Source organism: Micromonospora sp. NPDC050686, from assembly GCF_040654475.1.
In the GTDB taxonomy this organism is placed as follows: Bacteria; Actinomycetota; Actinomycetes; order Mycobacteriales; family Micromonosporaceae; genus Micromonospora.
The window spans coordinates 52,546-68,378 of record NZ_JBFAID010000013.1; the positions used below are offsets into that span (position 1 = coordinate 52,546).

The 15,833-nt window shown below is 71.4% G+C and carries 12 protein-coding genes; 9 read left to right on the top strand and 3 right to left on the bottom strand.

From position 1 onward, the window contains the following. Positions 1–179 precede the first annotated feature (179 nt). Positions 180–3,713 (top strand): DNA polymerase III subunit alpha, encoded by a 3,534-nt coding sequence (gene dnaE, locus AB0H57_RS12240; protein WP_357505479.1) that lies wholly within the window; start codon positions 180–182, stop codon positions 3,711–3,713. 15 nt (positions 3,714–3,728) lie between these two features. On the opposite strand, the gene AB0H57_RS12245 is transcribed toward dnaE, so the two are convergent. Further along, positions 3,729–4,412 (bottom strand): response regulator, encoded by a 684-nt coding sequence (locus AB0H57_RS12245; RefSeq protein ID WP_357505481.1) that lies wholly within the window; start codon positions 4,410–4,412, stop codon positions 3,729–3,731. Beyond that, positions 4,409–5,995 carry a sensor histidine kinase gene (locus AB0H57_RS12250; RefSeq protein WP_357505483.1) on the bottom strand — a complete coding sequence of 529 codons (1,587 nt, stop codon included), beginning with the start codon at positions 5,993–5,995 and terminating at the stop codon, positions 4,409–4,411. Before AB0H57_RS12250 ends, AB0H57_RS12245 begins: the two co-directional genes overlap by 4 nt. 134 nt (positions 5,996–6,129) lie before the next feature. Here AB0H57_RS12250 and AB0H57_RS12255 point away from each other — a divergent pair, with 134 nt between their 5' ends. Together AB0H57_RS12255 and AB0H57_RS12260 are read left to right on the top strand one after the other, a co-directional pair. After that, positions 6,130–7,536, top strand: a complete 1,407-nt coding sequence (locus AB0H57_RS12255) for a cation:dicarboxylase symporter family transporter (RefSeq protein ID WP_357505485.1) — start codon at positions 6,130–6,132, stop codon at positions 7,534–7,536. 145 nt (positions 7,537–7,681) lie between these two features. Beyond that, complete coding sequence (locus AB0H57_RS12260; protein ID WP_357505487.1) at positions 7,682–8,719, top strand: aminotransferase class V-fold PLP-dependent enzyme; 1,038 nt, start codon at positions 7,682–7,684, stop codon at positions 8,717–8,719. A 45-nt stretch (positions 8,720–8,764) separates the two neighbouring features. Here the strand turns inward: AB0H57_RS12260 and AB0H57_RS12265 are convergent, their stop codons facing one another. Further along, positions 8,765–9,937: an acyl-CoA dehydrogenase family protein gene (locus AB0H57_RS12265; RefSeq protein ID WP_357505489.1), complete on the bottom strand. Its 1,173-nt coding sequence runs from the start codon at positions 9,935–9,937 to the stop codon at positions 8,765–8,767. 119 nt (positions 9,938–10,056) lie between these two features. Between AB0H57_RS12265 and AB0H57_RS12270 the strand changes: the two genes are divergently transcribed. From AB0H57_RS12270 to AB0H57_RS12295, 6 genes are all read left to right on the top strand, one after another. After that, entirely contained in the window at positions 10,057–10,707 is a 651-nt protein-coding gene (locus tag AB0H57_RS12270; protein ID WP_357505491.1) for a TetR family transcriptional regulator, read from the top strand. A 262-nt stretch (positions 10,708–10,969) separates the two neighbouring features. Beyond that, positions 10,970–11,731, top strand: a complete 762-nt coding sequence (locus AB0H57_RS12275; RefSeq protein ID WP_357505493.1) for an ABC transporter ATP-binding protein — start codon at positions 10,970–10,972, stop codon at positions 11,729–11,731. Next, positions 11,718–12,410: an ABC transporter ATP-binding protein gene (locus AB0H57_RS12280; RefSeq protein ID WP_357505495.1), complete on the top strand. Its 693-nt coding sequence runs from the start codon at positions 11,718–11,720 to the stop codon at positions 12,408–12,410. The genes AB0H57_RS12275 and AB0H57_RS12280 overlap by 14 nt, the downstream gene beginning before the upstream one ends. Before the next feature lie 57 nt (positions 12,411–12,467). Beyond that, positions 12,468–13,712: an ABC transporter substrate-binding protein gene (locus tag AB0H57_RS12285; protein ID WP_357505497.1), complete on the top strand. Its 1,245-nt coding sequence runs from the start codon at positions 12,468–12,470 to the stop codon at positions 13,710–13,712. 7 nt (positions 13,713–13,719) lie between these two features. Then, positions 13,720–14,601, top strand: coding sequence for a branched-chain amino acid ABC transporter permease (locus AB0H57_RS12290; RefSeq protein ID WP_357505499.1), 882 nt, complete (start codon positions 13,720–13,722; stop codon positions 14,599–14,601). Next, positions 14,598–15,623 (top strand): branched-chain amino acid ABC transporter permease, encoded by a 1,026-nt coding sequence (locus tag AB0H57_RS12295; protein WP_357505501.1) that lies wholly within the window; start codon positions 14,598–14,600, stop codon positions 15,621–15,623. Before AB0H57_RS12290 ends, AB0H57_RS12295 begins: the two co-directional genes overlap by 4 nt. The last annotated feature ends 210 nt before the right edge of the window (positions 15,624–15,833 follow it).

Consider the following 15,833-nt stretch of genomic DNA (forward strand, 5'->3'; position numbering starts at 1 on the left):
ACGCTATTGTCTAACCACACTACGCCGTGCGGCGGACATCAATGGGTGAGGCGCCGGTTCTGGTCGTGGAGATCCACACCACCCCGGCTGGTTCGCCCCGCGCGGCTGCTGGAGGGCGCCGGTCGGCCGGCGATAGGGTGACCTGACCGACCCATGACCACGACCGGGGGGCACCACGCATGGCCGATTCGTTCGCGCATCTGCACGTGCACACGGAGTACTCGATGCTCGACGGAGCGGCCCGGCTCAAGGACCTGTTCGCCGAGGCCGAGCGGCTCGGCATGTCGGCGGTGGCGATGACCGACCACGGCAACATGCACGGCGCGAACGACTTCTACAAGCAGGCGATGGACGCCGGGGTCACCCCGATCCTGGGCGTCGAGGCGTACGTGGCGCCGGAGTCGCGGTTCCACAAGGCGCGGGTGAAATGGGGCCGGCCCGAGCAGAAGAGCGACGACATCTCCGGTAACGGCGCGATCACCCACAAGACCATGTGGGCGGCGAACGCGACCGGCCTGCACAACCTGTTCAAGCTGAACTCGCGGGCCTCGATGGAGGGCCACTACGTCAAGTGGCCCCGGATGGACATGGAGCTCATCGCCGAGCACGCGGAGGGGATCATGGCCACCACCGGCTGCCCCTCCGGAGCGGTGCAGACCCGGCTGCGGTTGGGCCAGTTCGACGAGGCGCTCAAGGTCGCGGCGGCGTACCAGGACATCTTCGGCAAGGAGAACTACTTCCTGGAGATCATGGACCACGGCCTCGACATCGAGCGCCGGGTCCGCGACGGGCTCACCGAGATCGCCCGCAAGCTCGACATCCCGCCGGTGGTCACCAACGACTCGCACTACACCCACGAGGCGCAGGCCGAGGCGCACGACGTGCTGCTCTGCGTGCAGACCGGCAGCAACGTCGCCGACCCCAACCGGTTCCGCTTCGAGGGCGGCGGCTACTTCATCAAGTCCGCCGAGCAGATGCGGGCGGTGGACTCCTCCGAGCTGTGGCAGCAGGGCTGCCGCAACACCCTGCTGGTCGCCGAGAAGGTCGACCCCGCCGGGATGTTCACCTTCCACAACCTGATGCCCCGCTTCCCGATCCCCGAGGGGGAGACCGAGGAGTCCTGGTTCCGCAAGGAGACCTTCGCCGGCCTGGCCCGCCGCTTCCCGGACGGCATCCCCGAGGGGCACGTCGTGCAGGCGGAATACGAACTGGGCGTCATCATCCAGATGGGCTTCCCGTCGTACTTCCTCGTGGTCGCCGACTTCATCCAGTGGGCCAAGAACCAGGGCATCGCGGTGGGACCGGGCCGTGGCTCGGCCGCCGGCTCGCTCGTCGCGTACGCCCTGGGCATCACCGACCTCGACCCGATCCCGCACGGGCTGATCTTCGAGCGGTTCCTCAACCCCGAGCGCGTCTCGATGCCCGACGTCGACATCGACTTCGACGAGCGCCGTCGCGGCGAGGTGATCCGCTACGTCACCGAGAAGTGGGGCGAGGACAAGGTCGCGCAGATCGCCACCTTCGGCACGATCAAGGCGAAGGCCGCGATCAAGGACTCCGCCCGGGTGCTCGGCTACCCGTACGCGGTCGGCGACCGGATCACCAAGGCGATGCCGCCCGCGGTGATGGGCAAGGACATCCCGCTGTCGGGCATCTTCGACCCGCAGCACCCGCGCCACGCCGAGGCCGGTGAGATCCGCGGCCTGTACGAGTCCGACCCGGACGTCAAGAAGGTCATCGACACCGCCAAGGGCATCGAGGGGCTGATCCGGCAGACCGGCGTGCACGCCGCCGGCGTGATCATGTCGGCCGAGCCGATCATCGAGCACATCCCGCTGATGCGGCGCGACTCCGACGGCGTCATCATCACGCAGTTCGACTATCCGACCTGCGAGTCGCTCGGGCTGCTGAAGATGGACTTCCTCGGCCTGCGCAACCTGACGATCATCGACGACGCGGTCAAGAACATCCAGCTCAACCACGGCAAGGATCTCGACCTGCTGGCCCTGCCGCTGGACGACCAGGCCGCGTACGACCTGCTGGCCCGCGGCGACACGCTGGGCGTGTTCCAGCTCGACGGCGGTCCGATGCGCTCGCTGCTGCGGCTGATGAAGCCGGACAACTTCGAGGACATCTCCGCCGTCCTCGCGCTCTACCGGCCCGGCCCGATGGGCGTGGACTCGCACACCAACTACGCGCTGCGCAAGAACGGCCTCCAGGAGATCACCCCGATCCACCCGGAGCTCGAGGAGCCGCTGCGGGAGATCCTCGCCCCCACCCACGGCCTGATCGTCTACCAGGAGCAGGTGCAGCGCGCCGCGCAGATCCTCGCCGGCTACACCCTCGGCCAGGCCGACCTGCTGCGCCGGGCGATGGGCAAGAAGAAGAAGGAGATCCTCGACAAGGAGTTCGTGCCGTTCCGCGACGGCTGCCGCGAGCGCGGTTACTCCGACGAGGCCATCAAGGCGGTGTGGGACGTGCTGGTCCCGTTCGCCGGGTACGCCTTCAACAAGGCGCACTCCGCCGCGTACGGCCTGGTCTCGTACTGGACCGCGTACCTGAAGGCGCACTACCCGGCCGAGTACATGGCGGCGCTGCTGACCTCCGTCGGCGACGACAAGGACAAGATGGCGCTCTACCTGTCGGAGTGCCGCCGGATGCGCATCCAGGTCCTCCCGCCCGACGTCAACACCTCCGCCGGCCCGTTCACCCCGGTCGGCAAGGAGATCCGGTTCGGCCTCGGCGCGGTCCGCAACGTCGGCGCCAACGTGGTGGCGGCGATCATGCGGTGCCGGGAGGAGAAGGGCGAGTACGCCGACTTCTACGACTTCCTGTCCAAGGTCGACGCGGTGGTCTGCAACAAGAAGACCATCGAATCCTTGATCAAGGCCGGCGCCTTCGACTCCCTCAAGCACAGCCGCAAGGGCCTGCTCGCCGTGCACGCCGACGCCATCGACGCCTTCGCCGACGTCAAGCGCAAGGAGGCCGTCGGCCAGTACGACCTGTTCGGCGCCGGCTTCGGCGACGCGGACACCGGCGGCAGCACCACCGTCATGCCGGTCATCGGCGATTCGGAGTGGGACAAGCGGGACAAGCTCGCCTTCGAACGCGAGATGCTCGGCCTCTACGTCTCCGACCACCCGCTGTTCGGGCTGGAACACGTGCTGGGCGCGGCCGCCGACTGCACCATCGCCGCGCTCTCCGAGGAGGGCACCGTGCCCGACGGCGCGGTCGTCACCCTGGCCGGCATCCTCTCCGGGGTGCAGCGCCGGGTCACCAAGCAGGGCCGGGCCTGGGCCTCGGCCACCCTGGAGGACCTGGCCGGTGGGGTGGAGACGCTGTTCTTCCCGAACACCTACGAGGTGATCGGGCAGTACATCGCCGAGGACGCCATCGTGGTGGTCAAGGGGCGCGTCGACCGCCGCGACGACACTCCGCGGATCATGGCGATGGACATGTCCATGCCGGACGTCAGCGTCAACCCGGCCAACAAGCCGATCACCCTCACCATCCCGGTGCACCGGTGCACGCCGCCGTTGGTGGAACGGCTCAAGGAGACGCTGGTGCTGCACCCCGGCGACGCGGAGGTGCACGTCAAGCTGCTCAACGGCGGCAAGGTCACCACCCTGCGCCTCGGCCCGTTCCGGGTCGCCCCGACCACCGCCCTGATGGGCGACCTGAAGAGCGTCCTCGGCCCGGCCAACGTCAGCTGAGCCGGGCCCGCGGGCTCACGCCGGCCGGTACTCGACCTCCGGCCGGCCCGGCGTGCCGTAGCGGGGCGCCCGCACCGCCCGCTCGACGGTGACCAGGTATTCCAGGTAGCGGCGGGCGGTCACCCGGGAGATCCCGGTCCGGCCGCTCACCTCGGTGGCGGAGAGCCCGGCGCCGGCACCGAGGACGGCCAGCACGATCTGCAACGTCTGCTCGTCGAGACCCTTGGGCAGGGTGTGCGACGCCGCCCCGCGCAGGGTGGCGAACATCCGGTCCACCTCGTGCTGGGCGGCCACCTCCCCGTCGGCGAGCGCCTGCCGGCGGTACTCCGCGTACCGCTCCAGCTTGTCGCGGAACGCCGCGAAGGTGAACGGTTTGAGCAGGTAGTGGGTCACCCCGAGGGAGACCGCGGTGCGGACCACCGCCAGGTCGCGGGCCGAGGTCACGGCGAGGACGTCGACGGTGCTGCCGGCCGCGCGCAGCGCCCGGCACACCTCCAGGCCGTGCAGGTCCGGCAGCCGGAAGTCGAGCAGCACCAGATCGACGTCGCGGCCCCCCTGCTGCCGCAGCGCGGCCATCGCGTCCCGCGCGGTGTGCGCCACGCCGACCACCGCGAAGCCGGGCACCCGTTCGGCGTACGCCCGGTGTGCCTCGGCCAGCAACGGCTCGTCCTCGACCACGAGCACCCGGATGTCGGTCACGACCCCTCCTCCCGGATCGGCAGCCGGACGGTGAACAGGCTGCCGCCGTCGGCGCTGCGGCCCACCTCGTACCGGCCGCCGTAGCGGCGGATGACCTGCCCGACCAGGGCCAGGCCGACGCCCCGGCCGGCGCTCTTGGTGGACCAGCCGCGCCGGAACGCGTCCGCCACCCGATCCGGGTCCAGGCCGGGCCCGCTGTCCCCGACCCGGACGACGAGTCCGGTGCCGTCGGCCCCGACGAAGACCCGGACCCGGCGGGGCGGATCGGTGCCGGCGACCGCCTCCAGGGCGTTGTCGACCAGGTTGCCGAGCACGGTGAGCAGGTCGGTGGTGGGCAGCGGGCTGCCGTCGAGCCGGCAGTCCGGCTCGACGACCAGGTCGATGCCGCGCTCGCCGGCCTGCGCCGACTTGCCGAGCAGCAGCGCGGCGATGGCCGGCTCGGTGACCGCGCCGACCACCCGGTCGGTGAGCTGCTGGGCCAACGCCAGGTCCTCCGTGCCGAGCCGGACCGCCTCCTCGGTACGCCCCAGCTCGACCAGCGTCAGCACGGTGTGCAGCCGATTGGCCGACTCGTGGGTCTGCGCCCGCAACGCCTCGGTCAGCGCCCGCACCGAGTCCAGCTCGCTGGCCAGGTTGCGCAGGTCGGTCTGGTCCCGCAGGGTCAGCACGGTGCCGAGCACCTTCCCCTCGAACCGGGTGCTGCGCTGGTTGGCCACCAGCACCCGCTCGCCGGCCAGCACCGGTTCGTCGTGCGCGTCCCGCCCCTCGGCGAGCAGGTCCGCCACCGCCGGCGGCAGGTCGACCGCGCTCACCGGCTGATCGGTCAGCGGCGCCTCCGCACCCAGCCCGAGCAGGCGCCGGCCCTCGTCGTTGACCAGCGCCACCCGGCGGTCCCGGGTGAGCACCACCAGTCCCTCGCGCACCGAGTGCAGGACGGCGTCGTAGTACTCGTACATCTGGGTCATCTGGCGTGGTCCGAGCCCGTGCGTCTGCCGCCGCAGCCGGCGGCTGAGCAGCCAGGAGCCGGTCCCGGCCAGGGCGAGCGCCGGCACGGCCGCGCCGAGCAGCACCGGGATCTGGGCGAGCAGCTTGCGGTTGATCGCCCGGGTGGTGATGCCGACGGAGACCAGGCCGATGATCCGGTCGTCGGCGTCCCGCACCGGGACGACGGAGCGTACCGACTCACCGAGGGTTCCGGTGTTGGTGACGGTGAACCGCTCGCCGGCCAGGGCGGGGCCGATGTCCCCGATGAACGGGTGCCCGATCAGGGCCCGATTGGGATGCGAGTAGCGGGTCCGGTCCAGGGCCATCACCACCACGAAGTCCGTGCCGGTGGCCCGCCGGGTGGCCTCCGCGTACGGCTGCAGGGCGGCCGCCGGGTCGGCGGAGCGCAGCGCCGCGCGTACGTCGGGGGAGCGGGCCACCGTCTCCGCGACCGCCAGCACCTCCGCCCGGGCCGCCTGTTCGGAGTCGGCGCGGGCCAGCCAGACGGCACCCCCGGCACCCGCCAGCACCAGCAGCGTGACGACCACGGCCTGCAGGGCGAACAGCTGCGCCGCGATGCTCCACTGCCGTCGGGCCATGGTCCCCTCCTTCTGCCGCGCGTCGTGGGCAAGTGTGGCGTACGGGTCAGGTCCGGATTTCGCCCCCGAGTCACCCGGGTGAACAGAATGAACGCAAGGCTGCCCTGCGGTGAGACCCGCTTCACATTGTGGGCATGGACACCACCACTTCCACCAGCGCGGCCGTCCGGCCCGCCCGCCGGGACCGGACCCGGTACCTCTACCTGGCGGTCATCGCGGCCGTCGTCGCCGGCATCGTGGTCGGCCTGGTCGCCCCCGAGGTCGGCAAGGAGCTGAAGCCACTCGGGACCGGCTTCGTGGCGCTGATCAAAATGATGATCAGCCCGGTCATCTTCTGCACCATCGTGCTGGGCGTCGGGTCCGTCCGGCAGGCCGCCAAGGTCGGCAAGGTCGGTGGCCTGGCGTTGGGCTACTTCCTGCTGATGTCGACGGTGGCGTTGGCGATCGGCCTGGTGGTCGGCAACCTGATCCATCCGGGTTCCGGGCTGAACCTGGGGCCGGAGGTGGCCGACGCGGGCCGGCAGGCGGCCGGTGGCGAGTCCGAGGGGACCGTGGACTTCCTGCTCGGCGTCATCCCGACCTCGCTGCTCTCCGCGCTCACCGAGGGCGAGGTGCTCCAGACGCTGCTGGTGGCGCTGCTGGTCGGCTTCGGCGTGCAGGCGATGGGCACCCGGGGCGAGCCGGTGCTGCGCGCCGTGGGCGTGCTCCAGCGCCTCGTCTTCAAGGTGCTGGCGATGATCATGTGGGTGGCGCCGGTCGGTGCGTTCGGGGCGATCGCGGCGGTGGTCGGCGCGACCGGGGTGGACGCGTTGAAGAGCCTGGCGCAGATCATGGTGGGCTTCTACGCGACCTGCGTGGTGTTCGTGTTCGTGGTGCTGGGTGCGCTGTTGTGGTTCGTGGCCCGGGTGTCGATCTTCAAGCTGTTGGCGTACCTGGGCCGGGAGTTCCTGCTGATCCTGTCGACCTCCTCGTCGGAGTCGGCGCTGCCGCGGTTGATCGCGAAGATGGAGCACGTCGGGGTGTCGAAGCCGGTGGTGGGGATCACGGTGCCGACCGGGTACTCGTTCAACCTGGACGGCACGGCGATCTACCTGACGATGGCGTCGTTGTTCATCGCCGACGCGCTCGGCAAGCCGCTGGCGGTGGGGGAGCAGATCGGTCTGCTGGTGTTCATGGTGATCGCGTCGAAGGGGGCCGCCGGGGTGACCGGCGCCGGTCTGGCGACGCTGGCCGGTGGTCTGCAGTCGCACCGCCCTGATCTGGTGGACGGGGTCGGCCTGATCGTGGGCATCGACCGGTTCATGTCGGAGGCCCGGGCGTTGACCAACTTTGCGGGCAACGCGGTGGCCACCGTCCTGGTCGGCACCTGGACCGGTGAGTTCGACCGGGAGCAGGCCGCCGAGGTGCTCGCCGGCCGCCGCCCGTTCGACGAGACCACCATGCTCGACGAGGACGAACCGGCCGAGGGCGGTCCCGAGGACGGTCCCGCCGGCGACGAGCCGCCGGGCCGCCCGGCCACCCTGGCCGGCGCCCCGGCCTGAGCCCGCCGCACCCCGCTCGCCCGCCGTCGCGGTGTACCCGTGGCGGCGGGCGGCGTGGCGCCTGTGGCGGCCAGCCCTTCCTTGCGGGCCACGGGTGGGGAATTGGTGGTGCCGGGCGGGGGTGGGGTGGGGCTAGCGTCGCGGAATGGACTTGGAGCAGGCGCGAGGACTGTGGCAGCCCGAACCGGGCTGGTTGAACACCGCCACCTACGGGCTGCCGCCGGAACCGGCGTGGACCGCGGTGCAGGAGATGCTCGCCGACTGGCGGGGTGGGCGGGTGTCGTTCGAGGGCTGGGACGAGTCGGTGGGCCGGACCCGGGCCGCCTTCGCCGGCCTGATCGGGGTGGACCCGGCCGACGTGGCGGTCGGCGCCGCGGCGTCGCAGCTGATCGCGCCGGTGGCGGTCGCGCTGCCGCCGGGCGCGACGGTGCTCGTGCCGGAGGTCGAGTTCACCTCCAACCTGTTCCCGTGGCTGGTCCAGCAGGAGCGCGGGGTGCGGGTACGCACCGTCGCGCTGGCCGGCCTGGTCGACGCGATCGACGCCGACACCGACCTGGTGGCGTTCAGCCTGGTGCAGTCCGCCGACGGCACGGTCGCCCCGTACGAGAAGCTCGTCGCGGCGGCCCGGGCGCACGACGCCCTCGTCGTGGTCGACGCCACCCAGGCCTGCGGCTGGCTGCCCTTCGACGCGGGGTTGGCGGACGCGGTGGTGGTGGGGGCGTACAAGTGGTTGATGGCGCCGCGCGGCGTGGCGCTGGCCTACCTGGCCCCGGCGCTGCGGGACCGGATGCGTCCCGACGCCGCCAACTGGTACGCGGGCGAGGATCCCGCCGAGTCGTACTACGGGCTCCCGCTGCGGCTGGCCGGGGACGCTCGCCGGTTCGACATCTCGCCGGCCTGGCTGAACTACGTCGGCGCGGCCCCGGCCCTGGAGCTGCTCGCCGAGATCGGGCTGTCGGCCGTCCACCGGCACGACGTGGCGCTGGCGAACCGGTTCCTCGCCGGACTGGGCCGGCCGCCGGGGGACAGCGCGATCGTCAGCGTCGAGGCGCCGAACGCGCAGGAGCGGCTGGCCCGGGCGGGGATCCGCGCGGCGGTCCGCGCCGGCCGGGTCCGGGCGTCCTTCCACCTCTACACCTCGGTGGCGGACGTCGACCGGGCCGTCGAGGCGTTGACCGACTGACCCGGGCCGCCCCCGGCCGGCCCGGAACGGGCCGGCCGGGGGCGCTCAGGCCAGGTGCCCGCCGATCTTCGTGTAGCCGCGCAGCAGATCGCGGGCGATGATCAGCCGCTGCATCTCGTCGGTGCCCTCGAAGATCCGGTAGAGCCGGACCTGCCGGTACCAGCGCTCGATCGGCAGCTCTCGCGTGTAGCCCATCCCGCCGTGGATCTGCAGCACCCGGTCGACCACCCGGTTCACCATGCCGGCGCCGTAGAGCTTGGCCATCGACGACGCGTGTCGCGGGTCCAGGCCCTGGTCCACCGTCCAGGCGGCCCGCAGGACCAGCCAGCGGGCCGCCTCCAGTTCGGTCTCCGAGTCGGCGATCATCCACTGGATCGCCTGGTTGACGGCGATCTTGGCGCCGAAGGTCTCCCGGGTGTTGGCGTGCTCGATCGCCATCCGCAACGCCCGCTCGGCGATGCCGAGGGCGTGCGAGGGGATGGTGTAACGGCCCTTGCCGATCCACTCCATGCCGAGCGCGAAGCCCTGCCCCACCTCGCCGAGGACGTTGCGGTGCGGCACCCGCACGCCGTCGAAGACCAGGGCGGCCGGACCGCCCTCGCCCATGGTCTGGATGAACTCCGACCGCCAGCCCATCGCCCGGTCCACCAGGAACGCGGTCGCGCCGCCGTGGCGGGCGCCCTGCTCCGGGTCGGTGACCGCCACCACGATGGCGAAGTCGGCGTCGTTGCCGCCGGTGATGAAGGTCTTCTCGCCGTCGAGCACCCAGTCGTCGCCGTCGCGGCGGGCGCGCATCCTGATGTTCGCCGCGTCCGAGCCGGCGCCGGGCTCGGTGATGGCGAAGCAGGAGAGCCGCTCGCCCTCGATGGTGGGGACGAGGAACTCGCGCTGCTGCTCCGCGGTGGCGTGGAACAGGATGTTGTCGGCCTCCCCGCCGAACCGGAACGGCACGAAGGTCCGCCCCAGCTCGGTCCAGATCAGCGACTGCAGTACGGCGGGCAGGTCCATGCCGCCGTACTCCGGCGGGGTCGCCAGCCCCCAGAAGCCGAACTTCTTCGCCCGCAGTTGCAGCTCGCGCAGCTCGGTGCGGTCCAGCCCGGGGCGGTGGGCGCGCTCGCGGCGCAGCACCTCCTGCTCCAGGGGCATCACCTCGCGGGCGATGAACGTTCGGGCGGTGTCCCGCACCGCCCGTTCCTCGTCGGTCAGCGCGAAGTCCACAGTGTCCGTCCCCTTTCCGGAGGTGTCGCCGGCCGGCAGCCGCCCTTAAACTAGCGGTGTAAGTTTTCCGGCGTCCAGAGTCGACGTCACCGACCGCCGGCGACCACGAGGAGGACCTGTTGCCCCGACCTCGGCAGCCGCTGCTGGATCGGCGGCGGATCGTCGACGCGGCCCGGGCGGTCATCGACGCGGAGGGGCTGACGGCGCTCTCCACCCGCCGGCTCGCCGCCGAACTCGGCGTGCAGGGCCCGTCGCTCTACAACCACTTCGCCACCAAGGGCGAGATCCTCGACGCGGTCGCCGACAGTGTCACCGCGACGGTCGACACCTCGGCCTTCGGCACCCTCGACTGGCCGGCGGCGCTGCGGCACTGGGCGCACTCCTACCGGCGGGCGCTCGCCGCGCACCCGCACATCGTGCCGTACCTGGTGCAGGGCCCCGGCCGCCGGCCGGCCGCCCTGGCCATGGCCGACGCGGTGTACGGCGGGCTGATCCGGGCCGGCTGGCCGCCCGCCCGGGCCACCCACATCGGCGCGGCGCTGCGTTACTTCGTGGCCGGTTCCGCGCTCGGCTCGTTCGCGAGGGGCTTCTCCGACGACCCCGACCTGTACGTCGATCATCCGCACCTGCACCAGGCGCACCGGCTGGCCGGGCACCAGCGCAGCGTCGACGAGGGCGCCTTCGTGCTCGGCCTGGACGCGCTGCTGCACGGCCTCGCCGCCGAGTACGACCGCACGGTCGGTCCCGCCCGGCAGGCGGCGGAGGGCTGAGCGCCGGACCGGGCGGCGTGCGCCCCGGCCCCGGTGACGGTGCCGCCCCACATGTCGAGCGCCGCCGACTGGCGTGCGGGGCGGTGCCGGCACGGAACGGGCCCGTTCCCTATGGGGATCGGGGCCGTGCCACAGTGGGCGAATGTGTGGGAGATCGACATGGTTCGACTCTGCCGGGCCACCGTAGGTTTCCAGCACGCGACGGCCCTGTGACCACTGTCACCGACCTGGCCGTCGCCGTGAACCTGCGGAGGGTGTGGCGATGGCCGGGCAAGCGCTCCTGTCAGCCCGCGGGCTGACCCGCGACTTCCGGGGCTTCCGCGCCGTCGACCAGGTCGACCTCGACGTCGCCGCGGACAGCGTGCACGCCCTGGTCGGCCCGAACGGCGCCGGCAAGACCACGCTGTTCAACCTGCTCACCGGCTTCCTGCCACCGACGGCCGGGCGGATCGAGCTGGCCGGGCGGGACGTCACCGGGCTGGCACCGGAGCAGGTCGCCCGGCTGGGGGTGGCCCGTTCCTTCCAGATCACCAGCCTCTTCCCGCAGCTCTGCGCGCGGGAGCACGTCGAGCTGGCCCTGCAGTCGCCGAGCGGCCTGGGCTGGCGGTTCTGGCGTTCGGTGCAACTGATGGGCCGCTACCGGGAACGCGCCGAGGAACTGCTGGACATGGTCGGTCTCGCCGAGCTGGCCGAGGCCCCTGCCGAGGCGCTGGCGTACGGGCGCAAGCGGGCCCTGGAGCTGGCCATCGCGCTCGCCCTGGACCCGAAGGTGCTGCTGCTCGACGAGCCGACCGCCGGGATGGGGCTGGAGGACGTCGACCGCACCGTCGACCTGATCGCCGCGGTGCGCAAGGGCCGGACCGTGGTGATGGTCGAGCACAACATGAGCGTGGTCGGCCGCCTCGCCGACACCGTCACCGTGCTCCAGGCCGGCACGGTGCTGGTCGAGGGGCCGTACGAGCAGGTCCGCGCCGACGAGCGGGTCATCACCGCCTACCTGGGAGCCGCTGATGCTGCGCATTGAGAACCTCTCCGCCTGGTACGGCGAGGCGCGGGTGCTGCGGGAGGTGAGCCTGGAGGTCGCCGCCGGCGAGGTGGTGACCCTGGTCGGGCGCAACGGCGCCGGTAAGTCCACCCTGCTGCGTTGCGTGATGGGGCTGCATTCCGGCAAGTCCGGCACGGTCGCCCTGGACGGCCGGGACGTGACGAAGCTGCCGGCGCACCGGCGGGCCCGGCTCGGGTTGGGCTGGGTGCCCGACGACCGGGGCGCGTACGCCTCCCTCACCGTCACCGAGAACCTGACGCTGCCGCCCCGGGTCGGCCCCGACCCGTGGTCGCTCGAGCGGGTGTACGAGGCGTTCCCCGCGCTGCACCTGCGGCGCGACTCGCCGGCCACCAAGCTCTCCGGCGGCGAACAGCAGATGCTCGCCCTGGCCCGGGTGCTGCGGATGGGCGCCCGGCTGCTGCTCTGCGACGAGCCCACCGAGGGGCTCTCCCCGCTGCTCGTGCAGCAGGTCGGCGACCTGCTGCGGGAGGCCAAGAAGCACGGCGTGACGGTGCTGCTCGTCGAGCAGAACCTGCACTTCGCCACCGGCGTCGCCGACCGGCACTACCTGCTGGCCGAGGGGCGCGTGGTGGAGGCGATGGACAACTCCGAGGTGCGCAGCCGGGAGCGCGAGCTGCTGGCGTACCTCGGCATCTGAAATTTCCTGCAAATGACATCGATGGCCGCGCGTCGGCGCGGTTTTGGAGGGATCGGCATGCGTAGAACCGCAGGTGTGGCGGCGGCGTCCGCCGCCGTGCTGCTCGCCGCCGGGTGTGGCGGTGGCGGCCCGAGCGGGTCGGGTGACTCCAAGCTCACCGACGACAAGATCGTCCTGGGCGTGTTGAACGACCAGTCCGGGGTGTACGCGGACGCGTCCGGCAAGAACTCGGTGAAGGCCGTCGAGATGGCCATCGCCGACTTCAAGGCCAAGTACGGCGACAAGGCCGTCACCAAGAACGTCAGCGTCGAGTCCGCGGACCACCAGAACAAGCCGGACATCGCCAACACCAAGGCGGCTGAGCTCTACGACCGCAAGGGCGTGGACGCGATCCTGGACGTGCCGACGTCCTCGGCGGCGCTGAAGGTCGCCGACGTCGCGAAGGCGAAGAAGAAGCTCTACTTCAACATCACCGGCGCGACCACCGACCTGACCGGCAAGGCGTGCAACAAGTACACGTTCCACTACGCGTACGACACGTACATGCTGGCCCATGGCACCGGCACGGCGGCGACTCAGGAGGGCGCGAAGAACTGGTACATCGTTTACCCGGACTACGCGTTCGGCCAGGACATGGAGAAGAAGTTCTCGGCGGCGGTGCAGGGGGCCGGCGGCAAGGTCGTGGCCAAGGACGCCACGCCGTTCCCGAACGACAACTTCTCCACCTTCCTGCTGAAGGCGCCGACGCTGAACCCGAAGCCGGACACCCTGGGCACCATGCAGGCCGGCGGCGACCTGGTGAACCTGGTCAAGCAGTACAACGAGTTCAAGCTGCGGGACAAGGGGGTCGGTCTCGCGGTCGGCCTGATGTTCCTCACCGACATTCACTCGCTGACCCCGGCCGCGCTGGCCGGCACCACGTACACCGACGCCTGGTACTGGAACTTCGACCAGCAGAACCGGGAGTGGGCGGACCGGTTCCTGAAGGAGACCGGCACCCGGCCGACGTTCGCCCACGCCGCCAACTACTCCGCCGCCACGCAGTACCTGGAGGCGGTGCAGTCCGCCGGCACCGACGACGCCGACACCGTGGTGAAGGGCCTGGAGGGCAAGGACGTCAACGACGTCTTCCTGCGTAACGGCAAGATCCGCGCCGAGGACCACCGGGTCCTGCACGACGCGTACCTGGCGCAGGTCAAGCCGCAGGCCGAGGTGACCGAGGACTGGGACTACGTGAAGGTCGTCAAGACCATCCCGGCGACCGAGGCGTTCGCGTCCCCGTCGGCCGAGTGCAAGATGTGACGAGGCCATGACCGGTTTCCTTCAGCACACGTTCGACGGGCTGGTGAACGGGGCGTTCTACGCCCTGCTCGCCCTCGGCCTGGCGGTCATCTTCGGGATGCTCCGCGTGGTCAACTTCGCCCACGGCGCCTTCTACATGCTCGGCGCGATGGGGGCGTACGTCCTGCTGACCGAGTTCGGGGTGCCGTTCTGGTGGGCGCTGGTGATCATGCCGGTGGTGCTGGGGGTGCTGGGCATGGCGCTCGAGCGGGCCTTCGTGCACCGCCTGGCCCGGCTCGATCCGCTCTACAACTTCCTGCTCACCTTCGGCCTGGTGCTCATCCTGCAGGACCTGGTGAAGTCCCGGTACGGCGTGCAGTCGATCCCGTACGCCACCCCGGAGTCCCTCGGCGGCTCGGTCGACCTGGGCATCTTCGACTTCCCGACCTACCGGGTCTTCGTGCTGGGCTTCGCGGTCGCGATCTGCGTCGCGGTGTGGTGGGCGCTGACCCACAGCCGGGTGGGCATGGTGGTGCGGGCGGCGACCGAACGCCCGGAACTCACCCGGGCGTTCGGCATCAACGTGGGACGGTGGGTGACCCCGGTCTTCGGCTTCGGCATCGCGCTCGCCGGACTGGCCGGGGTGCTCGCCGCCCCGATGCGCGCGGTCAACCCGCTGATGGGCGCCGACCTGATCATCGTGGTCTTCGCGGTCGTGGTGATCGGCGGCCTCGGCTCGATCTTCGGGTCGGTGGCCGCCGGGTTCGGCATCGGCCTGATCCAGGCCTGGGGCGTGGTCTACCTGGCCGACTGGCCGATCCTGTCGCAGACCCTGGTGTTCATCGTGATGGCCGCCGTGCTGATGTGGCGCCCGGCCGGCCTGTTCGGGCGTGAGGAGGCACCCGCATGACCACAGCGGTCGAGAGCGAGCCCGGGGCGAAGCCGGGTCCGGCCCGCTCGGGGCTGGTGGCAATCTCCCGGGCGCCCTGGTGGGTCCGGTACGCGCTGCTCGTGGTGGGGCTGGCGGTCGCCCTCCGGCTGCCCAACGACCTCTACCCGGCGGTCGCCGTGGACATCCTGTGCTGGGCACTCTTCGCGGTCTCGGTGGACCTGCTGCTCGGCTTCACCGGGCTGATGTCCTTCGGTCACGCCGCATTCTGGGGCACGTCGGCGTACGTGGCCGGCATCGCGGCGATCAAGGCCGGCCTGCCGTTCCCGCTCGCGGTGCTGACCGGTGCGGTGGCCGCGGCCGTGATCGCCGTCCCGATCGGCTATCTCGCGGTGAAGCGCACGGGCATCTACTTCGCCATGGTGACGCTGGCCTTCGCGCAGATGATCTACTACGTCGCCAACAAGTGGGGCTCGGTCACCGGCGGTGAGAACGGCCTCCAGGCGGTGCCCCGCGAACTCGGCGGTCTCGACCTGTCCGACGAGTTCTACTTCTACTACGCGGCGCTGCCGATCGCGCTGCTCGGCCTGTGGGCCGCGTGGCGGATCGTGAACTCGCCGTTCGGGCGGGTGCTGGTCGGCATCCGCGACAACCCGGCCCGGGCCCGGGCCCTCGGCTACCCGGTGCACCGGTACAAGCTGACCGCGTTCGTGCTGTCGGCGTTCCTCGCCGGGCTGGGCGGTGGGCTGTTCGCGATGGGACACCAGTTCGTGTCGCTGGACGTGCTGCACTGGACCACCTCCGGCAAGGCGGTCATCGTCGTGGTGCTCGGCGGGATCGGCACGCTCTGGGGCGGGGTGCTCGGCGCGGCGCTGCTCGTCCGGCTGGAGGACTGGCTGTCGTTCTCCGGCTTCGAGCAGATCGGGCTGGTCACCGGCACCATCTTCGTGCTGGCCGTGCTGCTTTTCCGGCGCGGGATCTGGGGCACCGCGGTGGCCCTGATCCAGCGCTGGCAGGCCCGCCGGGGCCGCACCGACGGCTGATCCGGCCGCGGCGCCTCCGGCACGCCCGTCCCGACGAACTCCCGGGTAGTGGTCACCACTACCCGGGAGTTCGTCTGGTGCTGACCGATCCGATGCCGGCCGAGGCCGCGAGGCGGCCCGCAAGCGCCTGACGCTGGCAAGGCGGGGCCCCCGGTCGGGGCCGGTGACGTGGCCCACAAGAGATACGAACCGGTTCCGTATCGAAATCTC